The 23385-nt window shown below is 68.1% G+C and carries 24 protein-coding genes; 17 read left to right on the top strand and 7 right to left on the bottom strand.

The features are described 5' to 3' along the window. Positions 1-72 precede the first annotated feature (72 nt). Entirely contained in the window at positions 73-1050 is a 978-nt protein-coding gene (locus tag MKK88_RS06910) for a beta-ribofuranosylaminobenzene 5'-phosphate synthase family protein (RefSeq protein ID WP_243998190.1), read from the bottom strand. Between the two features lie 490 nt (positions 1051-1540). Here MKK88_RS06910 and MKK88_RS06905 point away from each other — a divergent pair, with 490 nt between their 5' ends. The 16 genes from MKK88_RS06905 to folK all read left to right on the top strand — a co-directional run bounded on the left by MKK88_RS06905 (position 1541) and on the right by folK (position 15190). Next, entirely contained in the window at positions 1541-2611 is a 1071-nt protein-coding gene (locus tag MKK88_RS06905; protein ID WP_243998188.1) for a formyltransferase, read from the top strand. Then, positions 2605-4251: a formylmethanofuran dehydrogenase subunit A gene (locus MKK88_RS06900; RefSeq protein WP_243998186.1), complete on the top strand. Its 1647-nt coding sequence runs from the start codon at positions 2605-2607 to the stop codon at positions 4249-4251. The genes MKK88_RS06905 and MKK88_RS06900 overlap by 7 nt, the downstream gene beginning before the upstream one ends. Before the next feature lie 27 nt (positions 4252-4278). Continuing rightward, complete coding sequence (fhcD, locus tag MKK88_RS06895) at positions 4279-5226, top strand: formylmethanofuran--tetrahydromethanopterin N-formyltransferase (protein ID WP_243998184.1); 948 nt, start codon at positions 4279-4281, stop codon at positions 5224-5226. Between the two features lie 3 nt (positions 5227-5229). Beyond that, entirely contained in the window at positions 5230-6024 is a 795-nt protein-coding gene (locus tag MKK88_RS06890) for a formylmethanofuran dehydrogenase subunit C (protein ID WP_243998182.1), read from the top strand. 99 nt (positions 6025-6123) lie between these two features. Next, positions 6124-6330 carry a hypothetical protein gene (locus MKK88_RS06885; RefSeq protein WP_243998180.1) on the top strand — a complete coding sequence of 69 codons (207 nt, stop codon included), beginning with the start codon at positions 6124-6126 and terminating at the stop codon, positions 6328-6330. A gap of 60 nt (positions 6331-6390) precedes the next feature. Continuing rightward, a complete protein-coding gene (locus MKK88_RS06880) occupies positions 6391-8025 on the top strand; it encodes a sensor histidine kinase (RefSeq protein ID WP_243998178.1) in 1635 nt (544 codons plus the stop codon). Further along, positions 8022-8726, top strand: coding sequence for a response regulator transcription factor (locus MKK88_RS06875; protein WP_243998176.1), 705 nt, complete (start codon positions 8022-8024; stop codon positions 8724-8726). The genes MKK88_RS06880 and MKK88_RS06875 overlap by 4 nt, the downstream gene beginning before the upstream one ends. 224 nt (positions 8727-8950) lie before the next feature. Then, positions 8951-9040: a pyrroloquinoline quinone precursor peptide PqqA gene (gene pqqA, locus MKK88_RS06870; protein ID WP_007564431.1), complete on the top strand. Its 90-nt coding sequence runs from the start codon at positions 8951-8953 to the stop codon at positions 9038-9040. A 33-nt stretch (positions 9041-9073) separates the two neighbouring features. Beyond that, positions 9074-9973, top strand: a complete 900-nt coding sequence (gene pqqB, locus MKK88_RS06865; RefSeq protein ID WP_243998174.1) for a pyrroloquinoline quinone biosynthesis protein PqqB — start codon at positions 9074-9076, stop codon at positions 9971-9973. Between the two features lie 174 nt (positions 9974-10147). Further along, entirely contained in the window at positions 10148-11233 is a 1086-nt protein-coding gene (gene pqqC, locus MKK88_RS06860) for a pyrroloquinoline-quinone synthase PqqC (RefSeq protein WP_243998172.1), read from the top strand. Continuing rightward, complete coding sequence (gene pqqE, locus MKK88_RS06855) at positions 11230-12375, top strand: pyrroloquinoline quinone biosynthesis protein PqqE (protein ID WP_243998169.1); 1146 nt, start codon at positions 11230-11232, stop codon at positions 12373-12375. Before pqqC ends, pqqE begins: the two co-directional genes overlap by 4 nt. Further along, positions 12372-13082 carry a hypothetical protein gene (locus MKK88_RS06850; protein ID WP_243998168.1) on the top strand — a complete coding sequence of 237 codons (711 nt, stop codon included), beginning with the start codon at positions 12372-12374 and terminating at the stop codon, positions 13080-13082. The genes pqqE and MKK88_RS06850 overlap by 4 nt, the downstream gene beginning before the upstream one ends. Then, entirely contained in the window at positions 13063-13425 is a 363-nt protein-coding gene (locus MKK88_RS06845; protein WP_243998166.1) for a hypothetical protein, read from the top strand. Before MKK88_RS06850 ends, MKK88_RS06845 begins: the two co-directional genes overlap by 20 nt. Before the next feature lie 81 nt (positions 13426-13506). Further along, positions 13507-14343 (top strand): dihydropteroate synthase, encoded by an 837-nt coding sequence (gene folP, locus MKK88_RS06840; RefSeq protein ID WP_243998219.1) that lies wholly within the window; start codon positions 13507-13509, stop codon positions 14341-14343. Positions 14344-14345: 2 nt separating this feature from the next. Beyond that, positions 14346-14723, top strand: coding sequence for a dihydroneopterin aldolase (gene folB / locus MKK88_RS06835; RefSeq protein ID WP_243998164.1), 378 nt, complete (start codon positions 14346-14348; stop codon positions 14721-14723). After that, complete coding sequence (gene folK, locus MKK88_RS06830) at positions 14720-15190, top strand: 2-amino-4-hydroxy-6-hydroxymethyldihydropteridine diphosphokinase (RefSeq protein ID WP_243998162.1); 471 nt, start codon at positions 14720-14722, stop codon at positions 15188-15190. Before folB ends, folK begins: the two co-directional genes overlap by 4 nt. Positions 15191-15196: 6 nt before the next feature. On the opposite strand, the gene xoxJ is transcribed toward folK, so the two are convergent. The 6 genes from xoxJ to MKK88_RS06800 form a co-directional block, all read right to left on the bottom strand. Further along, a complete protein-coding gene (gene xoxJ / locus MKK88_RS06825) occupies positions 15197-16042 on the bottom strand; it encodes a rare earth element methanol dehydrogenase accessory protein XoxJ (RefSeq protein ID WP_243998160.1) in 846 nt (281 codons plus the stop codon). Next, complete coding sequence (locus MKK88_RS06820) at positions 16042-16656, bottom strand: c-type cytochrome, methanol metabolism-related (protein WP_243998158.1); 615 nt, start codon at positions 16654-16656, stop codon at positions 16042-16044. The genes xoxJ and MKK88_RS06820 overlap by 1 nt, the downstream gene beginning before the upstream one ends. A gap of 131 nt (positions 16657-16787) precedes the next feature. After that, positions 16788-18593: a lanthanide-dependent methanol dehydrogenase XoxF1 gene (xoxF1, locus tag MKK88_RS06815; protein WP_243998156.1), complete on the bottom strand. Its 1806-nt coding sequence runs from the start codon at positions 18591-18593 to the stop codon at positions 16788-16790. A 705-nt stretch (positions 18594-19298) separates the two neighbouring features. Next, entirely contained in the window at positions 19299-19586 is a 288-nt protein-coding gene (locus tag MKK88_RS06810; protein ID WP_243998154.1) for a hypothetical protein, read from the bottom strand. A gap of 109 nt (positions 19587-19695) precedes the next feature. Beyond that, a complete protein-coding gene (gene rnd, locus MKK88_RS06805) occupies positions 19696-20883 on the bottom strand; it encodes a ribonuclease D (protein ID WP_243998152.1) in 1188 nt (395 codons plus the stop codon). 87 nt (positions 20884-20970) lie between these two features. Then, the gene (locus MKK88_RS06800; protein ID WP_243998150.1) at positions 20971-21378 is read right to left on the bottom strand and encodes a hypothetical protein; all 408 of its coding nucleotides are present in this window, start codon (positions 21376-21378) and stop codon (positions 20971-20973) included. Between the two features lie 157 nt (positions 21379-21535). On the opposite strand from MKK88_RS06800, the gene aspS reads away from it, so the two are divergent. After that, positions 21536-23380: an aspartate--tRNA ligase gene (gene aspS / locus MKK88_RS06795; RefSeq protein WP_243998148.1), complete on the top strand. Its 1845-nt coding sequence runs from the start codon at positions 21536-21538 to the stop codon at positions 23378-23380. Positions 23381-23385: the final 5 nt, after the last annotated feature.

The raw sequence follows: 23385 nt of genomic DNA, 5'->3' as shown, positions 1-23385 counted from the left end.
GTGCGCGACCGATGCGCATCACCATCGTCCAAACCCGGAGCGGTGTTCCGGGTCAAGCCCGGGACGGGCTGGTCAAGTCGGACCGGTTACCGAAGCGCCATGGTTGCGGCCACGGGCGATGATGAAGCGGAGCGGTCCGCCCCGGTCGAGATCGGCGACCAGCGTGCGGGCGTCGGCCTCCGAGGGCATCAGTACGAATCCGGTCGGCCCCCAGGAGGATTGGCCGTAGCCCGGCACGCCCCGCGCGGCGACGTTCGCGAGGACCTCGGCCACCGCGGCGCTCGCATATCGGCCGCCCTGGTGGGGCGCGAAATGATCGCCGATCAGGGCCTGGATCCGGGTGATCCCGGCGCCGAAACCCTGCGGCTCCGCAAGGGTGATCGAAGGCAGAACCTGCATCAGCGTGATTCGGCAGATCTCGGCGGCCTGCGCCTCGGGGAAACGCGGCAGATCGCGGAAGGCCTCGACCTCGGGCACGCCGTGGACGCCGGCCCTCTCGGGATCGACGATCAGGACGATCCGCCAGTCTTCGGGATAGGGCAGGCGCGCGATGACCGGCGGTGGTCCCCCGTCAGGCCCGCGCCCGCCATCGACGATCAGTCCGCCCTCCGTGAAGGCGCACAGGCCGACGCCCGATCGGTTGCCGCGATCGAGGGTCGCCGCGAAGGCGTCGGCCGCGAAGGGGGCTCCGTTCAGGCGCGCCATGGCGGCCGCCACCGCCAGACCGAGCTGCGTGCCGGAGCCGAAGCCGGCATGGGCCGGGATCGCACGCTCCACCGCGATGGCGACGCCGGTGCCGCAGCCGAGATGGGATGCCGCCGCCTCGGCATAGCCGCGCACGCGGTCGGCCTCTTGCCCCGCGACGGCGAGATGCGTCGCCCGCCGGGCTGTCAGGATCAGGGACGGTTCGTCGATGGCGAGGCCGATGCTGCCGAACCGGCGACCGAGCCCGCCGTGCAGGTCCAGGAAGCCGAAATGCAGCCGTGCCGATGCCTCGACCCGCACCGTGCCATCCGCAGCCGCTTCGTTCCGCTCGGGCACCTCGGCCACCAACAACCCCTCGAATCCCGCCTGTCCGGCGCGCTTTTCACACGCGGCCCGGGACTGGGGCAACGGCAACGTCGGATCTCTGGTTCGTCTGGTGCGCGCTGTCCTGAACGCGGGCTCGAGGCGCCGCATGCGCGGCGTGTAGACGTGCTGGGGTGCCCGATCTGGTTCCGCAATCGCTTTAGGAACCTCAAAAAATGGACAGCCCAGGAGCGCGCGACGCATCCGCCACCCATCGCCGAACCCTGCGAGCGGATGGTCCGAAGTCCGTTTCCGGGCCGGCAATCCCACCGGACCCCCTTGCCGCGATGGGCCGATGAATGCAAACCTAGGCCCTGCGACGGCGTGCCGAGTTTGCCGTCTGCCCGGAACTTGACGGGCGGACGCGCCATTCCGACACTGCGGGAACCCTGTTTCGGGGTGGCTCGCTTCGTCCGGTCTTACGGCCGTCGCCCGCTCCGAAACACGAGACAAGAACGGTGCGTGAGGGAGCATGGCAGCCTGGGTGAAGGGTGGCGCGACGGACGCGGGCACCGCCATCGAGGCGGCCGCATCCCTCCTCGCCAAGGCGCGCGCGCCGGTGATCGCCGGCCTGAGCGCCGACGTCGCGGCGATCCGCGCGGCCTATGATCTCGCGGGGCGCATCGGCGCCTCCGTCGATACCGCCGGTTCGGCCGGTACCTATGCCGAATTGGGGGCACTGAGCCGGGTCGGCGCCCTGACGTCGACGCCGGCCGAGGCGGTCGGACGCGCCGACGCGGTGCTGGTGGTGGGCGCCGCCCCCTGGCAGGCGCCGTTGATGAAGCGCCTGATCGATACGAAGCCGACCCGCGGCCGCGCTGCGGGATCGGATCGCGCGCTCCTGGCTGTCGGCGCGAACGCCACCGCGGCGCTGGCTTGGCCCGCCGCTGGCGGTCTGACGGAAGCCGTCGGCGTGTTGCGTGCCTATGCCCGCGGCCATCTGGCCGGCGACGCCCTGCCCGGGCAGATCGCGGCCCGACTCGCCGCCGCCCAGTATGGCGTTCTACTTTACGATCCCGCCGAGCTCGGCGAGGCCGGCATCGAGATGCTCCAGGGCCTCGCCATGGAGCTCAGCGAGACGACGCGCTGCTTCACCCTCGCCACCGGCGGCGTCGGGCAGGACCGGGCCGTGGTGCCCGTCTCGGCCTGGATGACCGGTCAGGCGCCGCGCAGCGGCTTCGGCCGCCGCGTGCCCGAACATGACCCCTGGCGCTTCGACGCCGCCCGGCAGGTCGCCGCCGGCGAGGCCGACGCCGTGCTCTGGCTCGCCTCCGTGCCGGTGGCGCGCCCGGACTGGCTTTCGGCGGTTCCGTCCGTGGCACTGGTCGCGGACGGCGAAGCCAAGGCTGGCGAGATTGTCATCGCGGTCGGCCAGCCCGGCCGCGACCATGGCGGCGTGCTGTGGAACGAGCCGCGCGCCGCGCTGACCTATTGGCCGGCCTCGGCGCCCACGGATCTGCCGTCGGCCGCATCGATCCTCGGCGCCCTGAAGGAGCGCCTGATCTCCGGCCAGACCGCGTCGAGGAGTGAACCCGCATGCTGAGCGTGATCCGGGGCGGGCGCGTCGTCGATCCGACCGCGTCCCGCAATTCCGTCGGGGATGTCTGGATCGAGGACGGAAGGGTGATCGACCCGCCGGGTCGCGAGCCCGACCAGGTCATCGACGCGGCGGGCTGCGTGGTGATGGCCGGCGGCGTCGAGGTGCATTCGCACATCGCGGGCGGCAACGTGATCACCTCGCGGCTGCTCCTGCCCGATCTCTATGTGAGCGAGGCGGCGCCCGAGGGCCATCCCTTCGCGCATGCCGGCGGGGCCGCGGCCTGGATCGGATCCACCTACGCGCGGATGGGCTACACCACGGCGGTCGAGCCCGCGATGCCGCCGACCCATGCGCTCGCCACGCAGCTCGAACTCGCCGACATCCCGCTGCTCGACCGCGGTGCGCTCACCGTGATGGGCAACGACGATCAGCTCCTGCAGCTGCTGCGCGAGCGCCAGGGCGGCAACGCCGTGCGCGACCTCGTCAGCCTGTCGGTGGCGCAGTCGCGCGGCCTCGGCGTGAAATGCATCAACGCGGGCGGCGCCTCGGCCTTCAAGGATGGCGCGCTCCGCCTGTCGCTCGACGACGAAATCCCCTGCTACGGTCTCTCGACGCGGCAGATCATGGGCTCGCTCCTCGACGCGGTCGAGGAGATCGGCGTCCCGCACCCGCTGCACGTCCACTGCAACAATCTGGGCCTGCCGGGCGCCGACGACAGCTTCATGGCGACGCTCGACGCGGCGGAGGGGCGGCGCATCCACTTCGCGCATGCGCAGTTCTACGCCTACGGCGCGGTCGATCCGGCCAATCCCGGCACCGGCGGCTTCCGCTCGGCCGCCGAGCGGATCGCGCAGGCGATCACCGACAATCCGAACGCGACCCTCGATATCGGGCAGGTCGTGTTCGGCCAGACCGTGACAGTCTCCCTCGACATCCTGCGCCAGTTCGCGGGGCGGAAGGGCGCCAACCCGAAGAAGTGGGTGCTGAACGCGGGCGATGCCGAGGGCGGCGGCGTGGTGCCGTTCCTGTATCGGCCCAAGGGACCGACCAGCTCGCTGCAATGGGCGATCGGCCTGGAGATCATGCTGCTCTCCACCGACCCCGAGCGGACGATCCTGACCACCGACCATCCGAATGGCGGCCCGTTCACCCAGTACCCGCGCATCATCCACCTGCTGATGGACAAGTCCGAGCGCGACCGCGAGATCGCGACCCTGCCCAAGATCGTCGGAGAGCGCTCGGGCCTGCCGGGGCTGGAGCGGGAATACACGCTCTCGGAGATCGCACAGCTGACCCGATCCGGACCGGCCAAGCTGCTGGGGCTTTCGGACCGCGGCCATCTGCGGGCCGGGGCACGGGCGGACGTGGCGGTCTACCGGGACGACGCCAACCGCACCGCGATGTTCACCGCGGCCAAGCTCGTCCTCAAGGACGGGATGCCGATCGTCGAGGATGGCGAGGTGGTGGAATGGCGCTCCGGGCGCACGCTCTCGCTCACCGTCGAGTCCGACAGGGCCATGGCAAAGCGCGCCGACACGTACCTGACGGAGCGGTTCGGCGAGGGCCTCGACAGCTTCGCGGTGCCCGATGCCGCGTTCGGTGAGGGCATGGAGACTTTCGAGGCGGTGCCATGTCGGGCGTGATCAGCGGGGCGAGCTGCGGGACGTACGATGTCTGATCTCTCCCTCAACGGCATCCGGGTGATCGACACCTTCGCGGAGGCGTTCGACGTGGCCGGCACGGCCATCGTCGTCACGAACGACACCGCCAAATGGGCGATGATCGCCGCCACCACGATGACGGGCTTCGCCACCTCGGTGATCGGCTGCGGCGCCGAGGCCGGGATCGACGCCGAGCTGTCGCCGGAGGAAACGCCGGATGGGCGGCCGGGCGTGCGCATCCTGCTGTTCGGCTTCGAGCCGAACGGGCTCAAGGATCAGCTGATCAAACGCGTGGGCCAGTGCATCCTCACCTGCCCGGGCACCGCCTGCTACGCGGGCGTCGAGGGACCGCACAAGATCAAGCTCGGCGGCGCGATCCGCTACTTCGGTGACGGGTTCGCGATCGCCAAGCGCCTGCCCGACGCGTCTGGCAAGGTGCGGCGCTACTGGCGCATCCCGGTCATGGACGGCGAGTTCCTCTGCGAGGATTCGGTCCGGGCCGTCGATGGTGCGGTCGGCGGCGGCAACCTGCTGTTCCTCGGCCGGACCCATGCCGAGACGCTGAAGGTCGCCGAGGTCGCGGTGGAGGCTGCCAAGGCGGTGCCGGGCGCGATCCTGCCCTTCCCCGGTGGCATCGTGCGATCCGGATCGAAGGTCGGCGGGCGGACCAAGGGCATGATGGCTTCCACCAACGACGCCTACTGCCCGACCCTGAAAGGCCGCGCCGGCTCGGCCCTGCCGGCGGAATGCGGCGTGGTGCTGGAGATCGTGATCGATGCCCTCACCTCGCAGGGCGTGTCGGACTCGATGCGAGCCGGCTTGCACGCGGCGACCGAGATCGGCGGCAAGCACGGGCTGATCGCCGTGACGGCCGGCAATTACGGCGGCAATCTCGGCCGCCACCACTACCATCTGCGCGACCTGCTCGCGCGCGACGACGCCAAGACGGAGGGCTGAGCCGTGAGCACCCTCACCCTGCGCCAAGCGCCGCCCGAGCGGCTGGATTTTCTGAACATCAATCCCCTGGCACTGAAGGGCCTCTCGCAAGGTGAGGCCGAGCGCCTGGAGGTCGGCACAACCCGGACGGGAGTGCGCCTGGGCGAGTGTTTCTCTGTGACGCTCGACGGGTCGGACACCCTGACCATCGAGGGCGGCCATGAGCGCCTGGATCGCGTCGGCGCCTCCCTGTCGGACGGGACGATCCGGGTGACCGGCGATGTCGGCCAGCGCCTCGGCGCCGGCATGGTGGGTGGCAGCCTGACGGTCAGCGGAAATGCCGGCCCCTACGCGGCCTCCGGCGCCACCGGCGGCACGATCACCATCGCGGGCGATGCCGGCGATTATGCCGGCGGCGCGGTCTACGCCGCCAAGGTTGGGCTCGACGGGGCGACTCTGATCATCCGCGGCACGGCGGGTGCGCATCTTGGCGACCGGATGCGGCGCGGGACGATCCTGGCCGGACGCGCGGGTGCCCTCGCGGGCTCGCGCATGATTGCCGGCACCGTGGCAGCCCTATCGGTCGGCGATCATCCGGGCCTCGGCATGCGCCGTGGGACACTTCTCCTGGGCACCCACGGCCGGATGGCCGAGACCTTCGTGGAGACCGGCACGCACGATCTCGTGTTCCTGCGGCTCCTGGCCAAGGCCCTCCGCGGCCTCAGCCCGGAGCACGCCGCTCTGCTCGACCGGCCCCTGCGGCGCTATTCGGGTGATCTCGCCACCATCGCCAAGGGTGAGATCTGGGCCGCGGCCTGACGCCGCCAGGGCCAGGGACGGCTGGGCAAGGGACGTGAACGCGTCCTATGCTCCCGTTCAAGCTGGCCCGAACGAGGCTGGCACCCCGGGAACGCGCCCATGCTGTTGCTGCTGTCGATCTGCCTCGTCGCCCAGCCCTCGACCTGCCGCGAGGACAGGATCGAGATGTCGTTCGAGAAATCGAACCCGTTCGTGTGCCTGCGCAACTCCCAGAGCGCTTTGGCGACGTGGCAGGCTTCCCATCCCGAGTGGCATGTCGAGCGCTGGCGCTGCGCAGCCAAGGGCAGCGCCCCGAAGGATTTGTGACCGCGCCTTGGTTCTCCGGCGCGACAGTGACATGCTGAGCCCTGGTTCAAGGGCGGCTCCATGCGCTCGCTGAAGATCCGCTTCGCCCTGCTTCTGGGCGGCACCGCCATCGTTGTGATGCTCGCCGCCGCCGCGGCGCTCGCGGCGATCGGCGCGGCGGAGCGGACGGTCGACCGGACGCTCGAAGCACAGCGGCGGCTGGAACTGCTCGCCGAACTGTCCGGCCGCCTCACGCAGTTCGGCTTGGCCGCTGTCGAGACCGTCGGCAATCCCGACGGACAGCCCGAGGCGATGGCCATCGCCCGCGACAACGCCGATCGCGCCCTCATGACCGTCGACGAGGCCCTGGCCAGGAGCTTCCCGCCGAGCGACGATCCCGCGGACCGGATGCAGTACGCTGCGCGGACGCGACCGATGGCTGCTCTGCGCGCCGCCCGCGCCGTCCTCGATCGGCAGGTGGCGCTGATCAGCCGTCAATCGGACCCTGAGAAGCGCCAGGATTCGATCAAGGGCGCGCTCAACGGCTTCGGCGCCATGACGGGCCAGCCACTTTCCTTCCTGATCGAGGCCGAGCGGCGCAGCATGGCGCTGGGCTCCGAGCAGGCCCGGGCCCTGTCCGAACGCCTGCGCCTGGCCGCGGCGGCAGCCGTGACGGCGGCCCTCGTGCTGCTGGCGATCCTCTATCGCGGCGTCACCCGGCCGACGCTGGCGCGGATCGAGGAGGTCCGCCGGGCCGCGAGCGCCATCGGGCACGGCGCCCTGGATACCCGCCTCTCCGTTGCGACCCGGGACGAACTCGGCCTGCTGATGACCAACGTCAACCGCATGGCGGCCCGCCTCGCCCGCCGGGAATCGCGGGTCGCCGCCGATCGGGCCGCGCTGGAGGACACCGTTGCGGCCCGGACGGCGGATCTGCGCGCCGCCAATGCGCGCCTTGAATCCGTGGATCAGTCGCGGCGGCGCTTCTTCGCCGATGTCAGCCATGAGCTGCGCACGCCACTCACCGTGATTCTGGGCGAGTGCGACCTCGCCCTGCGCGGCGCCTCCCGCGGCGCCGATCCGGGACCGGTCTTCGCGACGATCAAGAAGCGGGCGCAGCGATTGAAGCTGCGGGTCGAGGATCTGCTGCGCGTCGCCCGGTCGGAGACGGGCGAGATCGCGTTCGACAAGCGTCCGCTCGGGCTGGCCCTCGTCCTGTCGGAGGCGGTGGACAACATGGCGTCGGAGGCCGCCCGCCGCCGGGTCGCCCTCACCCTCGATCCGGGAACCCAGGACGTCGAATGCGTCGCCGACCGCGAGTGGATCCGGCAGACCGTCGAGAGCCTCGTGGACAATGCCCTGCGCCACGCGACCGGTCTCACCCGGGTGGAGGTTGCCCTGTCGGCCATCCCAGGCCCGGCGGGTCGGATCACCGTCACGGATGATGGCCCTGGCTTTACTGCCTCCGAGGCCGAGCTGTTCGAGCGCTTCAAGCGCGGCGCCGGCGCGGGGCCCGACGAGATCGGCTTCGGCATCGGGCTCGCCCTGGCGCGCTGGATCGTCGAGCAGCACGGCGGGACGATCCGCTTGGGTGCCGGACCGGACGGGCGCGGCGCCCGCGTCAGCCTGGACATTCCGGCGCTCGATCCGGCATGGGAATCCGGCACGGTCGGGGACACGGCCGGCGCCGCACAGGTGAGGGAGCCGGCCGCATGACGCGGATCCTGATCGTCGAGGACGATATCGACATCCGCGGCCTGCTGGCCCGCGGCCTGGAGGCCGAGGGCTTCGAGGTCGGCACCGCGGCCTGCGTCGACGAGGCCCTGAAGGCCGCGCACGATCCCGCCCCCGGCGCTGTTCTCCTCGATATCAACCTGCCGGACGGGTCAGGCCACGATGTCTGCCGTTCCCTGCGGGAGGGCGGATACCCCGGCGCGATCCTGTTTCTCTCCGCCCGCGACGAGATCCGCGACCGGGCCGAGGGTCTGGCCCTCGGCGCGGACGACTACATCGTCAAGCCGTTCGAATTCGACGAGCTGGTGGCGCGCCTGCGCACCCACCTGATGCGGCGCGAGCAGGCCGAGGCGCCGCGCTCGCGGATCACCGCGGGCCGGCTGAACCTCGACCTCGACACCCGGCAGGCCAGCTGCGGCGAGGCCAGCGCCAGGCTCACCCCCCGCGAGGCCGACCTGCTCGCTATGCTGATGGAAAGTATCGGCAAGCCGGTCTCCCGGGCCGACATCTTCGACCGGCTCTGGGCCAGCCAGGGCGGTCTCTCGCTCAATGTGGTCGACGTCTACATCGGCTATCTGCGTTCGAAGATGGCGGACTTCGTGCGGTATGGCGGTCCTGCACTGACGACAGTGCGCGGCAAGGGCTTCATGCTGGAGTTGCGCGGACCCGATTTTCGGCAATGAGCGACTGTACTTAAGTCTTAGGTGCTGACGTTTCCCAATGGTTTCCGGATATTTAGGGCCGGTCTCACGAAAAATTTGGGAGGATCCGGCAATTTGGTGCTTGAAGCGCGCCGCTGAATCGTCGATACCGGTGCCGCGCCTAAAAACGAGAGCGCCATCAGTGTCTTAGGGTCTTCTTAGGATCCGCGTGACGCTCGGTGAGGATACCGCCAAGGAGAAACACCATGAAGTGGGCTGCCCCCGTTGTGTCCGAGATCTGCGTCGGCATGGAAGTGACGAGCTACGAGTCGGCCGAGATCGACACCTTCAACTGAGTTTTTCGGGCCGGGGATCTCGGGAGCCGCACCATGCGCGTCGTGATCCTCGGTTCCGCGGCCGGCGGCGGCCTTCCCCAATGGAATTGCCGCTGCCCCATCTGCACGCTGGCGCGGTCCGAGCCGGACCGGGTGCGGCCCCGGACCCAGTCGAGCATCGCGGTTTCCGCGGACGGGTCGGATTGGCTGCTGATCAACGCCTCGCCGGATATCCGGCAACAGCTCTTCGACAATCAAGACATGCACCCGCGCGAGGGCCTGCGCCACTCGCCGATCCGCGCCGTTCTCCTGACCAACGGTGACGTCGATCACGTCGCGGGTCTGCTGACCCTGCGCGAGGGTCAACCCTACACGCTCTACGGCACGCGCGGCATCCTCGACTCAGTGAACGCCAACCGCGTGTTCGACGTCATGGCGGAGGGCGTCGTGGCGCGTCAGGCGATCGGAATGGACACGCCGTTCGAGCCGTTGCCCGGCCTGTCGGTTACCCTCTTCCCGGTCCCCGGCAAGGTGCCGCTCTGGCTCGAGGACGAGACCATGGAGATCGGCGCCGAGACCGAGACCACGGTCGGCGCGCTGGTCGAGGCCGGCGGTCGGCGCCTCGCTTATATCCCCGGTTGTGCCCGGGTAACCGACGGATTGCGGGCGCGCATCGCCGGGGTGGACGCGCTGCTGTTCGACGGCACCGTCCTGCACGACGACGACATGATCCGCGCGGGCGTCGGGACGAAGACCGGCTGGCGCATGGGCCACGTGCCGATGCGCGGTGAGAACGGTTCGATCGACGCCCTGGCGACGACCGAGATGGGGCGGCGAGTCTTCGTCCACATCAACAACACCAATCCGGTGCTGGTCGAGGGATCCCCGGAGCGGGCGGATGTCGAGGCGGCCGGGTGGACGGTGGCGCATGACGGGCTGAGCCTGTCTCTGTAGAGCCTGCGCCCTTTGCCGCAGGTCCCAGCGATCCAGGCGGGGTGCTCGGCCGGGACCAGAGGTTGGGCCGGCAGGTCACTGGCACTATATCGTCTCTGACACACGATTTTCGCCCCGTTGCCGAGGGCGGGACGACACAGGAAACGCGACCCGAGAACGGACGCCGGACACGCCATGAACGCAGTCTTCCCGACCCCCGATGCCGCCGAGAGCCAGCGCCTCCTGAGCCCCGAGGAGATGGAGGCGGCGTTGCGCGACATCGGCGCGCGCCGCTATCACAACCTGCACCCGTTCCACCGGCTCCTGCACGACGGCAAGCTGTCGAAGGATCAGGTCCGGGCCTGGGCGCTGAACCGCTACTACTATCAGGCCATGATCCCGGTGAAGGACGCAGCGGTGCTCGCCCGGATGACCGATGCGTCCCTGCGCCGGATCTGGCGCCAGCGCATCGTCGACCATGATGGCGATCACGAGGGCGACGGCGGCATCGAGCGCTGGCTGAAGCTCGCCGAGGGTGTCGGCTTCGATCGGGACTACGTGCTCTCGACCCGCGGTATCCTGTCGGCGACCAAGTTTTCGGTGGAAGCCTACGTACACTTCGTCTCCGAACGGACGCTGCTGGAGGCGATCGCCTCGTCGCTCACGGAGATGTTTTCGCCGACGATCATTTCTGAGCGCGTCGCCGGGATGCTGAAGAACTACGACTTCATCACCAAGGACACGCTGGCCTATTTCGACAAGCGCCTCACCCAGGCGCCCCGGGATGCCGATTTTGCCCTGGACTACGTGAAGCAGCACGCCACGACGCCGGAGCTGCAGCGTCAGGCGATGGCCGCGCTGATCTTCAAGTGCAACGTCCTCTGGACGCAACTCGACGCCCTGTACTTCGCCTATGTGGCGCCGGGCATGATCCCGCCGGATTCTTGGCGTCCGGGCGAAGGTCTCATCGCGGAAACCGCGCCGGACCAGGCGGCGGGCGGTAGCCGCAAGATGGTGGCCGAGGATCGTCCGCGGCTGCCCCGGGGCGTGCGGCTGCGCAACGACGAGACCCGCGGCAAGTACGTTTTGCTCGCCCCCGAGCGCACCTTCGACCTCGACGACAACGCCGTGGCGGTCCTCAAGCTGGTCGATGGCAGCCGCAGCGTGGCGGCGATCGCCGATGAGCTGGGCAAGACCTACGCGGCCGATCCCCGAGCCATCGAGGCGGACATCCTGGTGATGCTCGACGGGTTGGCCGAGAAGCGAGTGTTGGAGCGATGAACGCCGTCACGCCGAACCGGCCCGAGGCGCCGGCGCCGGTGGGGCTGCTCGCCGAGCTGACCCATCGCTGCCCGCTGCGCTGCCCCTATTGCTCGAACCCGCTGGAGCTCGACCGCCGCTCCGGCGAGCTCGACACGGCGACGTGGCAGCGCATCCTCACCGAGGCCGCCGGCCTCGGCGTGTTGCACGTCCACCTGTCCGGCGGCGAGCCGACGGCGCGCAACGACATCGTCGAGATCACCAAGACCTGCGCGGATCTCGGCCTCTACTCGAACCTGATCACGTCGGGCGTCGGCGGGGCCCTGGGCAAGCTCCAGGCGCTCTACGATGTTGGGCTCGACCACGTGCAGCTTTCGGTGCAGGGCGTCGATGCGCAGAACGCCGAGAAGATCGGCGGGTTGAAGAACGCGCAGCCGCAGAAATTCGAATTCGCCGCCAAGGTGGTGGAGCTCGGACTGCCGTTGACGCTGAATTCCGTCATCCATCGCGGCAACATCCACGAGGTTTCGGGCTTCATCGATCTGGCGGTCAAGATGGGCGCCAAGCGGCTCGAAGTGGCGCACACGCAGTATTACGGGTGGGCCTTCGTCAATCGCGCGGCTTTGATGCCCGACAAGGCGCAGGTGGACGAATCGATCCGGATCGTCGAGGCGGCCCGGGAGCGGCTGAAGGGCCAGCTCGTGATCGACCTGGTGGTGCCGGATTACTACGCGAAGTACCCGAAGGCCTGTGCGGGCGGCTGGGGCCGCAAGCTCATGAACGTCACGCCGCAGGGTAAGGTTCTGCCCTGTCACGCCGCTGAGACGATCCCGGGGCTGGAATTCTGGAACGTCAACGACCATTCGCTGGGCGAGATCTGGCGCGATTCCCCCGCCTTCACGGCCTATCGCGGCACCGACTGGATGCAGGAGCCCTGCCGCTCCTGCGACCGGCGGGAGAAGGATTGGGGCGGGTGCCGCTGCCAGGCGCTGGCGCTGGCTGGAGACGCCGCGGCGACCGATCCCGCCTGCTCGCTCTCGCCGCTCCACGCCAAGGTGCGGGCGCTCGCCGTCGAAGAGGCGGCCGAGAACCCGCCCGATTACGTCTATCGGACGATCGGCAGCAACGTCCGGTCGCCGCTCAAGGAGGAAGTCCACTCGTGAGACGTGTTGCTACGACCGCCCTGGCGCTGACGCTGGCCGCGCTGCCCGCCTTCGCCGAGGATGCACCGAAACCCGCCACCGTCACCCAGGCCAACGCAGCAGCGCCGCCCTCGGCGGCCGATCTGCTGTTCGATCAGCCGCAGATGAAGAATACGGCGCCGGGATCGACGATCACGTACGATTACCTGCGCCGCTCCGGCATTTCCGGCGGGCCGTTCGGTGCGCCGTTGGAGGACACGCTGACCCTGAAGGTCGAGCCGGGCAAGAACCCCGATGCGCGGGACATCAGCGTCACGATGTTCTCGGGCCTGAACCGCGTCCCGGCCGGACCTTTCGAGGACATGGCCGGCAACCCTGTCGTGTCGCTCTTCCTGGAAAACCACCTGCGCGGTCTGGCCAAGGTGCTGGAGGCGAACCCGCGCTACCTGAAGCTCGCGATCCGCAAGGGCCTGCGCGACAAGGCCGTCGTGACGCCCACGAAGGTCAGCGTCGGCGGCAAGGAGGTCGACGGCTGGCAGGTGGTCACGAAGCCCTTCGCGGGCGACGCGTTGGCGCAGCGCATGCGCGGCATGGACGACATGACCTATACCTTCGTCACGGCCCCGTCGGTCCCCGGCGAGATCGTCTCGATCGAGGCGTCCTCAAAGAGCAAGGACGGCGGCGAGTTGCTGGAGGAGAAGCTGAACTATGACCACAAGGCTGGCTAAAAGCGGCGCGCTGGCCGTCCTCGCCCTGACCCTGTCGGGGCTGGCCGGCTGGGCGGCCGAGGAGAACGATTACCCGACCGATGCGCGGGTCGATTACGTGTTCGGCTGCATGGCGGCCAACGGCCAGACCCGGGACAGCCTGCAGAAATGCTCCTGCTCCCTCGACCAGCTCGCCGCCATCCTGCCCTATGACAAGTACGTCCAGGCGAGCACGGTCCTGTCGATGCGGCAGGGCATCGGCAACCGGGCCAACGAGTTCAAGTCGACCAAGATCTTCGACGACAAGGTCGCGGAACTGCGGCGCGCCCAGGCCGAGGCCGAGATCCGCTGCTACCGCGGCTGAATGCGCGGGGCCGGCGTTGCGCCGGCCTCGTGATTCGCGCACACCGGGCCCCGAACCGCGATCGTGAACGGGACCCGCACCGTGACCCCCTCCCCCGGCCTGTCCGATCTGCTGCCCAATCTCGGCGGGCGCACGCTGGTGATGGGCATCCTCAACGTCACGCCCGATTCGTTCTCCGACGGCGGCCTCTTCGCCGGCGCGGATGCAGCCATCGCTCAGGCCGAGCGGCTGGTGGCGGAGGGCGCCGCGATCCTCGACATCGGGGGTGAGTCGACCCGGCCGGGCCATGTCCCGGTACCGGCCGAGGAGGAACAGGCCCGCGTCCTGCCGGTGATCCGCGCCGTGGCGCCGAAGCTCGCCGTGCCGATCTCGATCGATACCTACAAGGCATCCACCGCGCGGCTCGCCCTGGAAGCCGGGGCGCGGATCGTCAACGACGTCTGGGGCCTCCAGCGGGAGCCCGATATCGCCGCCGTGGCGGCCGCCTACGGGGCGCCCGTGATCATCATGCACAACCGCGCGACGATCGAGGCGGATATCGACATCATCGCCGACATGCTGGCCTTCTTCGAACGCTCGCTCGAGATCGCCCACCGCGCCGGGATCGACGATGCGAACATCGTTCTCGATCCCGGCGTTGGCTTCGGCAAGACCTGGTCACAGCATCTCGAAGCGCTGCGACGGTTGCCGGAGATCCGTGGTCTCGGCTTTCCCGTACTGGTCGGCGTCTCCCGCAAATCACTCCTGGGGCGGCTGCACGACCGGGAGACCCGTCCGGCCGACCGGCTCACCGGATCACTCGCGGCCCATGCCGTGGCGGCCACCCTTGGCGCCGACATTGTGCGCGTCCACGACGTGGCGGCTCACGTCGAGGCCATGCGCGTCGTCGACGCCGTGATGCGGCCGGAGGCGCACTGACGATGGCCACCGATCTTATCCGGGTGACGCGGATCGCCGTGTTCGGCCGGCACGGCCTGTTGCCAGAGGAGGCGGTGCTCGGCCAGCGCTTCTACATTTCCCTCGAAGCCCAGCTGGCTCTCGGCGAGGCGGGGCGCTCCGACGACGTCACCGGCACGGTGAGCTACGCGGATCTCACGCAGATCGCCGTCGAGATCGCCACCGCGCGGCGCTTCAACCTGATCGAAGCCCTAGCCGAGACCATCGCGGCGACGATCCTTGAACAGCACGGGCGCGTGGACGCCATCGCGGTGCGGATCGACAAGCCGAGCGCCCCGGTCCCGGCGATCCTGGAGGGCGTCAGCGTCGAGATCGTCCGCCGCCGCGGAGCGCAGGCATGAGGGCCTATCTCGGGATCGGCAGCAATATCGGCGACATGGCCGCGCTCCTCGACCGGGCCGTGGCGGGTCTCGCCGCGACGCCCGGCATCCGGGTCCTGGCGCGCTCGGCCGATTATCGCACGCCCCCCTGGGGCAAGACCGATCAGCCCTGGTTCCTCAACGGCGCGGTGGCGGTGGATACGGATCTCGACCCGCACGGCCTGCTGGATGCCTGCCTCAAGGTCGAGCAGGATCTGGGCCGCGTACGCGAGGAGCGCTGGGGGCCGCGGGTCATCGATATCGACGTTCTGGCCTATGAGGGCGCCGCCGTGGACGATGCCCGCCTCGTCCTGCCACACCGCTACGTGCGGGAACGGGCCTTCGTGCTCGTGCCACTCGCCGAGATCGCAACGGATCTCGTCATCGGTGGCGAGCGGGTGGTGGATGCGCTGGACAAACTCGATCGCACCGGGATCGAGCGGGCCTGAGCCCGCTCAACGCTCGCCGGGCTGGGCCAGCTTGTTCTCTTCCTCGTCGAGGAGCGGCACGTCGTACTCGCGCAGAACTGTGTCGATATCGGTCTTACGCTTACGCAAGATCGTATTGAGCGTGCGCTTCCAGTCGTTCTCGCCGATCCGGACGCCCATGGCGATCCGATAGGCCATCGGTGGCCGCTCCGGCTCCTTGAGCAGCGGCACGACGGTCATCGGCGTGCCCGACTGCTTGGCGAGCCAACCCGCCGCCGGACCCCACAGAACAGCGGCGTCGATTTCCTTGCCGGCGAGCGCTGCGACGATCTCGGCCGCCACCGTCTGGTATTTGCGCGCGGGATCGAGCTGGTAAGGCGCATAGGCCTTCATGCTCGACACGAGGCCGAGTTCGCCCATTCGGTTGACCGGCGGCGTACCGGCGATCACGCCAATGCTCTTGCCCTTGAGGCGCGGGTCGTCGAGGGCGGTGATGCCGTCGAACTCGCCGGCCCGGGTGACCAGCGTGTAGGCCGAACGATAGTAGGGGTTGGTGGTCTGGACGAGATCACTGCCGAAGGCCTGGCCCATGATCAGGTCACAGAGGCCAGTCCCGAGCGTGTTGCGCACGAAGCCCGGCCCCTGCGTCAGCCAGTAATAGCGGACCTTGACCTTCAGTTCGTCGGCGATGATCGCCGCGATCTTGTTCTCGAAGCCGTCCTCCTTGCGTTCGGAGAACGGCATGTTGCCCGGGTCCCCGCAGACGCGCAGCACGTCCGTGGTCACCGTATCCGGCAGATGCTGGGCGAGCGCACCCTGCGCCGTCGTCAAGGACAGGGCGCAGAAAGCGAGGATCCGGGCAAAGGGCGCCATCAGAAGCCCATGCACTCCTTCTCGGCCTTCTTGGCCGCGTCGGGCTTGTCCTCATGCTCGGAGGGACGGATACGGCCGATCGCGCCGGCGGCACGCGCCTTCAGGTAGACATAGAGGTCGTCCGAGTAGCACATGACGTTCTTATTGTCGCCGAAGGCCGGCATGACCTTCTGCTCGGCGGCATTCACGTCCTGCTTGCCGCCAACCAGGATGCCAATGAACTCCTCATAGGAGAGGTGCTTCAGCGAGTCCTTCAGGGCCGGGGCGTAGGTCGAGCCCATGCCGTCGGGGCCGTGGCAGACGTGGCACTCGGCATGATAGCGACGGTAACCCGAGTAGGTGTACCAATCGAGCATCTTGCCGTCCTGGGTCACGTGAAACGTCGGGTGACCGTCGGCATCCATGTACTTGCCGTCTTCGACCTTCACCGCCGCATCCCGCTTGAGCAACGCGGGATCTTGTTCAGCCGTCTTGTCGTTCGCGTTCAAAGAATCGGCGAGCTTGGGGTCGGCAGCGGGCTTGGCATCCTCAGCATGTACGGCAACCGCGGAAACGGTCGCTAGGGCGAGGGCGGCGATAACCGGCCGCGTTACGATCTTGCTGAGGTTGAGCAACGCATCTGTCTCCCTGTTCCGAGGCCTTTCGTCTTCCTGTGAGCGAGAGCCTCTTACGAGAAAGTCTAACTACAAGAGTGCCGGCGCGGAAGCCCGCGCCGGCACCATTTCACGTCTAAACCTGCGGCCGATTAGTTCGGCAGGGCGAAGACGGTCAGCTGACCACCGAGGTTGGTGTACTGCGACAGAGCCGCGTAGCCACCCACCGCGCCGAGGCCGGCATTCGGGTCGGTCAGGCCGGCCGCGAGGCCGATGCCAGCCCAGCCGCCGACGCCCGACAGGACGCCCACGTACTGCTTGCCCTTGTGCTGGTAGGTCATCACGTTGCCGATGATGCCCGACGGGGTCTTGAACTTGAACAGCTCCTTGCCGGTCTTGTCGTCGACCGCCTTCAGGTAGCCCTCAAGCGTTCCGTAGAACACCACGTCGCCGGCGGTGGCCAGAGCACCGGACCACACCGAGAACTGCTCGGCGTCGGACCACTTGATCTTGCCGTTGACGCCATCCCACGCGATGAAGTTGCCCATGCCGCCGTGCGAGTTCGGAGCCGGGTACATCGAGAGGGTCGCACCGACGTAGGGCTGGCCCGGGGTGTAGGTCACCCGGAACGGCTCGTAGTCCATGCAGACGTGGTTGGTGGGCACGTAGAACAGGTTGGTCTTTGGCGAGAAGGCCGCAGGCTGCTGATCCTTCGACCCGAGGGCCGCCGGGCAGATGCCCTTGGAGTTGGTGTCCTCACCGTTCTGCTCGGTCGAGTACTTCGACACGACCAGCGGCCGGCCGTAGTTCTTCGAGCCCTTGTCCATGTCGACCTTGGTGGCCCAGTTCACGGCCGGGTCGTACTTCTCGGCGACGAGCAGGCTGCCATCCGCGCGGTTCAGCGTGTAGCCGAAGCCGTTACGGTCGAAGTGGGTCAGGAGCGGCTGCTCCTTGCCGTCAACCTTCTGATCCGTGAGGATCATCTCGTTGATGCCGTCGTAATCCCACTCGTCGTGGGGGGTCATCTGGTAGACCCACTTGGCGACGCCCGTGTCGGGGTTACGCGCCCAGATGGTCATGGACCACTTGTTGTCGCCCGGACGCTGCTTGGGGTTCCAGGTCGAGGGGTTGCCCGAGCCGTAGTACATCAGGTCGAGCTTGGGATCGTAGGAGAACCAGCCCCAGGTGCAGCCGCCGCCGGTCTTCCACTGATCGCCTTCCCAGGTCTTCAGCGAGGAGTCCTTGCCGACCGGCTTGCCGAGCGAGGTGGTCTTCTCCGGGTCGATCAGCATCTGATCGTCCGGGCCCTCGGAGTAACCGCGCCACACCTTCTTGCCGGTCTTCAGGTCGTAGGCGGTGACGTGGCACTGCACGCCGAACTCGCCGCCCGAGATGCCGACGATGACCTTGTCCTTGATCGGAATGACCGTCGCGGTGTTGGTCTCGCCCTTCTTCGGGTCGCCGTTCACGACCGACCAGTTGACCTTGCCGGTCTTGGCGTCGAGCGACACGAGGGTGGTGTCGGCCTGGTGCAGGAGGATGGCGCCGTCGGCATAGGCCAGACCACGGTTGACCGTGTCACAGCACATGACCGGGATCACGGACGGATCCTGCTTCGGCTCGTACTTCCAGATGATCTTCGCCTCGTGGTCGAGGTCGAGGGCGTACACGATGTTGGGGAACGGCGTGTGCACGTACATGACGTTGCCGACGACGAGCGGCGAGCCCTCGTGGCCACGCAGAACGCCGGTCGAGAAGGTCCAGGCGACCTGGAGGTTCTTCACGTTCGACGCGTTGATCTGGTCGAGCTTCGAATAGCGGGTGTTGGCGTAGTCAACCGTCTGGAGCACCTGCTCCGCCGGGTTGGCGATGCCCTTCATGACGCTTTCATTGGCCAGCGCCGGCGCGGCTACCGCCGCGACACCCGCGCCAAGCGCAAGGAGATGCACTGCTCTCATGGGTTCCTCCGACAAGTCTTTGAGAATGCACGCGGCACGGTGAGAGAACGGTGTCGCGCGGACTCCGACCTGACTGTTTGCGACAGGGATGGACGCCTCGGTAGCGGGCTTCGTCGACGTGAGGGATCTTGAGATCCCCCGGCCAGGAACCACCATCCCTTGGGTGGCTCCCTCGAAACCGAGGCTTGCCCGGACCTTAAGAGATTTTTGAGCGCCGTCAACTCGCGGTTTCGCGGTTCTGGGCACGCGGTGAAGGCTTCTTTTAAAGTTACAAATGCCCTGCGATCGTCATCGAGCCGCCGAAAGAAATGGTGCGATGCACAATAGGGCGACTGAGTTCGGATGGCGGTCTCACGGCGACGTGACCGAAACTCATGCAGAACTTGCAACCTGCGAAGCGTTGCTGCGCGCGCTCATGCAGCGCTCGCGTAGATAGGGACGATATAGCCTGTCCTGGCATGGCGTTGCGGCACGCGGCGATTGCGATGCGGCATCGGCGGTAGGAAGGTGAGACGGCCGTTGAGAGGCCGCGATACTTATGCGCCCAGTCGCCGCAGCTCAGAGGCAGGGGGATCTTTTCGGCCTCTCCGTAATCGTCCGCGACAAATTGCCGAATCCTCCCGGTCGATTCCGGTGCCCCGGCGGCTGCCTCCGAACGATGGTGGGACTCGAACGCGCCAGTGCGACTCGACGCATCGATGGATGTCAGAGGACGCCCACGACGCCGGTGCTCTCGAATTCGGCGGTGTCGCCGATGAGGTCGGTGATCGAGATTGCGAGCCGGTTCCCGTTCGCAAGACGCAACTGTGCGTCCGGCTCAAGCCAGATCGGCCACAGGTTGGTGTGACTGCCGTGGAGCGTGCCGCAGGCGACGACCCCGCCCTCACGCCGCTCAACGACGACGCGATAGCGCACGCGGACCGAACCGCATCCGTCCGCCGTAACATGTCCGCGGCCGGTCAGCGTCTTGAGAACTTCGTTCGGCTCGAACATACGCGGGACGCGGGGCGGGACAGAGCGGCAATGAGATTGCCACTTAATCCCGTGCCCGGATCAAGTCACGCTGTAGCGGCCGGTTTGTCCCCGCACCGTCGGCAAACGGTCAATTCGCTGCCGGGCCTGCCTCGGTCGGCGCGGGTGCATCGAACGCCCGTACCACGATGCGGCCGGCCTCGACGGACAGAGCCAGCCGGCCCTGCTTGAGCGCCAGGGCCTTGTCGCCGAACAGCATCCGCCGCCAGCCCTCGAGTGCCGGAACTTCGGCGCCGTCGTCGTCGGCGATGGCTTCCAGGTCGTCGACGGTGGCAATGATCTTCGGTGCGACGCCCTCAGCCTCGCAGACCGCCTTCAGCAGAACCTTCAGCAATTCGACGATCGCCCCGTTCCCGCCGCTGCGGCGCAGCCGTTCCGGCATCCGGATGTCGGTCGTGTCACGCGACAGGCCGCGCTCGACGGCCGCGAGGATGTCGGCACCCGTGCGGGAGCGTTCGAAGCCGGCCGGGATCGTGCGCAGGCGGCCCAGGGCTTCGACGCTCCGGGGCGCGGCCGAGGCGATGTCGATCACCGCCTCGTCCTTCAGCACGCGACCCCGCGGGACGTTGCGCGTCTGCGCCTCGCTTTCCCGCCACGCCGCGACCTCCATCAGCACGGCGATCTCCCGCGGCTTGCGCATGCGGCCGGAGAGGCGCCGCCACGCCTGGGACGGATCGGCCCGGTAGGTCTCGGGCGATGTCAGCACCGCCATCTCCTCGTCGAGCCACGCGCCGCGGTCGGTGCGCAGCAACTCGGCGACCAGAACCTCATAGACCTTCACAAGATGCGTCACGTCCGACAGCGCGTAGGTGAGCTGCGCATCCGACAGGGGACGCCGGGACCAGTCGGTGAATCGGGACGACTTGTCGATCTTGGCCTTGGCGACGTCGTTGACGAGCTGTTCGTACGAGACGGAATCGCCATAGCCGCACACCATGGCGGCGACCTGCGTATCGAAGAACGGGTGCGGCAGGATCCCGCCCAGCATCCAGACGATTTCGAGATCCTGGCGGGCGGAGTGGAAGACCTTCACGGTCCGTGTATCCGCCATCAGGTCGATGAAGGGCTTCAGGTCGATCCCGGGAGCCAGGGGGTCGACCAACGCGGCGGTACCGTCCGGCGCCGCCATCTGGATCAGGCAGAGCTTCGGGTAATAGGTTGTCTCGCGCATGAACTCCGTGTCGACGGTCACGAAGGGTTGCGTGGCCAGACGCGTACAGATGTCCCGCAGCGTGTCGGTCGAAGAAATCAGATCCATGAACCGGCTATACGCAACCGGCGCGGCGGTGGGGAGGGAAACCCGCGTCGCGCCCGGGTTTTTCCCGCTTTCCCGTTACGGACGCGGTTAGGAGACTCCCGCGAACGGCTGCGAGGCGGCCCTCCGGCGGGCCTTGGCCTGCCGCTTGATCCGCAGCGCATCGGCCCGGCCCTGCGCCTCGGCCCGGCCGAGCAGTCGGTCGAGGATTCCGGTCTCGATACGCTCGCCGGTGGCGCCGTCGATCAGACGGCGGATCCGGTCGACGCGGAAGCCACGATAACCGCCCCGTCGGCCATCGATGCCGCCCAGCAGCGTCCGACCGGGTCCGAGCTTGAGTTCGCGCGCCTCGAGGGAGCGGTTGCTCCAGGCGCCGGCCGCATCTTCGTAGACGAGGTCGAAATGGCCATCGAGCGGCAACGTCCGCCACGCGCTCGCGGCCGTATCACGGGGCGGCGCTGGCTCTGCCGGTGGTGGGAAAAAAGCGTTGTCGTTCATAGACATGATATGGGGATTGCAGGCTCGATCCGGTAGTCTGGACGCGTCCGCGAGGGCCGTTTCCCAAGGTGCGGGATGGGGAACGCACCTGAGAACCCTGCTTGACTTGGGGGGCCTCGCGTGAATGGTGCCGGCCTTCCCATAGAAGAAGCCCGTCATGCACCGTTACCGTTCCCACACCTGCGGGGCGCTCCGCCCGTCCGATGTCGGGCAGTCCGTCCGCCTCTCAGGCTGGTGCCACCGCATCCGCGACCATGGCGGCGTGCTCTTCATCGATCTGCGCGATCATTACGGGCTGACCCAGTGCGTGGTCGATTCCGACTCGCCCGCCTTCAAGGCCGCCGAGGGCGTCCGCTCGGAATGGGTCGTGCGGATCGACGGCCGCGTCCGCACCCGCCCCGCGGGCACCGAGAACCACGAGCTCCCGACCGGCGCGGTCGAGGTCTATATCGACGACCTGGAGGTGCTGGGTCCGGCGGGCGAGCTGCCGCTGCCGGTCTTCGGCGATCTGGAATACCCGGAGGAGACGCGCCTCCGCTACCGCTTCCTCGACCTGCGCCGGGAGAAGCTCCACGCCAACATCATGAAGCGCGGCGCGATCATCGACTCGCTCCGCCGCCGGATGCGCGAGGGCGGCTTCTTCGAGTTTCAGACGCCGATCCTGACCGCTTCCTCGCCGGAGGGCGCCCGCGACTACCTCGTGCCGTCGCGCGTCCATCCCGGGAAGTTCTACGCCCTGCCGCAGGCCCCGCAGCAGTTCAAGCAGCTGACGATGATCGCGGGCTTCGACCGCTACTTCCAGATCGCGCCGTGCTTCCGCGACGAGGATGCCCGCGCCGACCGCTCGCCGGGCGAGTTCTATCAGCTCGATATCGAGATGAGCTTTGTCACGCAGGAGGACGTGTTCCAGGCGGTGGAGCCCGTGCTGCGCGGCGTGTTTGAGGAGTTCGCGGAGGGCAAGCGCGTCACCAAGGCGTTTCCGCGGATCACCTTCGCGGAATCGATGCTGAAATACGGCGTCGACAAGCCGGATCTGCGCAATCCGCTGATCATCGCCGATGTGACCGATCTGTTCGCCCGCGAGGACGTGGCCTTCAAGGCGTTCAAGGGCGTGATCGCCTCCGGCGGCGTGGTCCGGGCGATCCCGGCGACCGGGGCGGCGGCGCAGTCGCGCTCGTTCTTCGACAGGCTGAACGACTGGGCCCGCTCCGAGGGCGCGCCGGGCCTCGGCTACGTCGTGTTCGAGGAGGAGAACGGTCAGCTCTCCGGTAAGGGGCCGATCGCCAAGTTCATCCCGGCCGAGGTTCAGGCGCTCATCGCAGAGCGCGCCGGGGCGAAGGCCGGTGATGCCGTGTTCTTCTCGGCCGGCGTCGAGGGCAAGGCGGCCGGGCTCGCCGGCAAGGCGCGTATCCGCATCGGCGACGAGCTGGGCCTGTGCGACAAGGACCAATACGCCTTCTGCTGGATCACCGACTTCCCGATGTACGAGTGGAGCGAGGAGGAGAAGCGGATCGACTTCTCGCACAACCCGTTTTCCATGCCGAACTTCGAACGCGAAGACTTTCTGGCCCTCGACCTCGATGCCCTCGCTTCCGAGGATGAGAACGGCCCGAACACCAAGCGGATCCTCGATATCAAGGCGTTCCAGTACGACATCGTGTGCAACGGCGTGGAGCTGTCCTCCGGGGCGATCCGCAACCACCGTCCGGACGTGATGGAGAAGGCCTTCGCCATCGCGGGCTACGGCCAGGAGGTGCTGGAGCAGAAGTTCGGCGGCATGCTGAACGCGCTGCGCATGGGCGCCCCGCCGCACGGCGGCATCGCGCCGGGGGTGGACCGCATCGTCATGCTCCTGTGCAACGAGCCGAACATCCGCGAGGTGGTGCTGTTCCCGATGAACCAGCGCGCAGAGGACCTCATGATGGGCGCGCCCTCCGAGGCGACGCCCAAGCAGCTGCGCGAGCTGCATATCCGGCTCAACCTGCCCGAGAAGAAGGCGTAAGACCG

This window comes from Methylobacterium sp. E-005 (assembly GCF_022829725.1).
In the GTDB taxonomy this organism is placed as follows: Bacteria; Pseudomonadota; Alphaproteobacteria; order Rhizobiales; family Beijerinckiaceae; genus Methylobacterium.
Note: the sequence above shows the minus strand (reverse complement) of the source record. Positions and strands in the feature narration are given on the sequence as shown.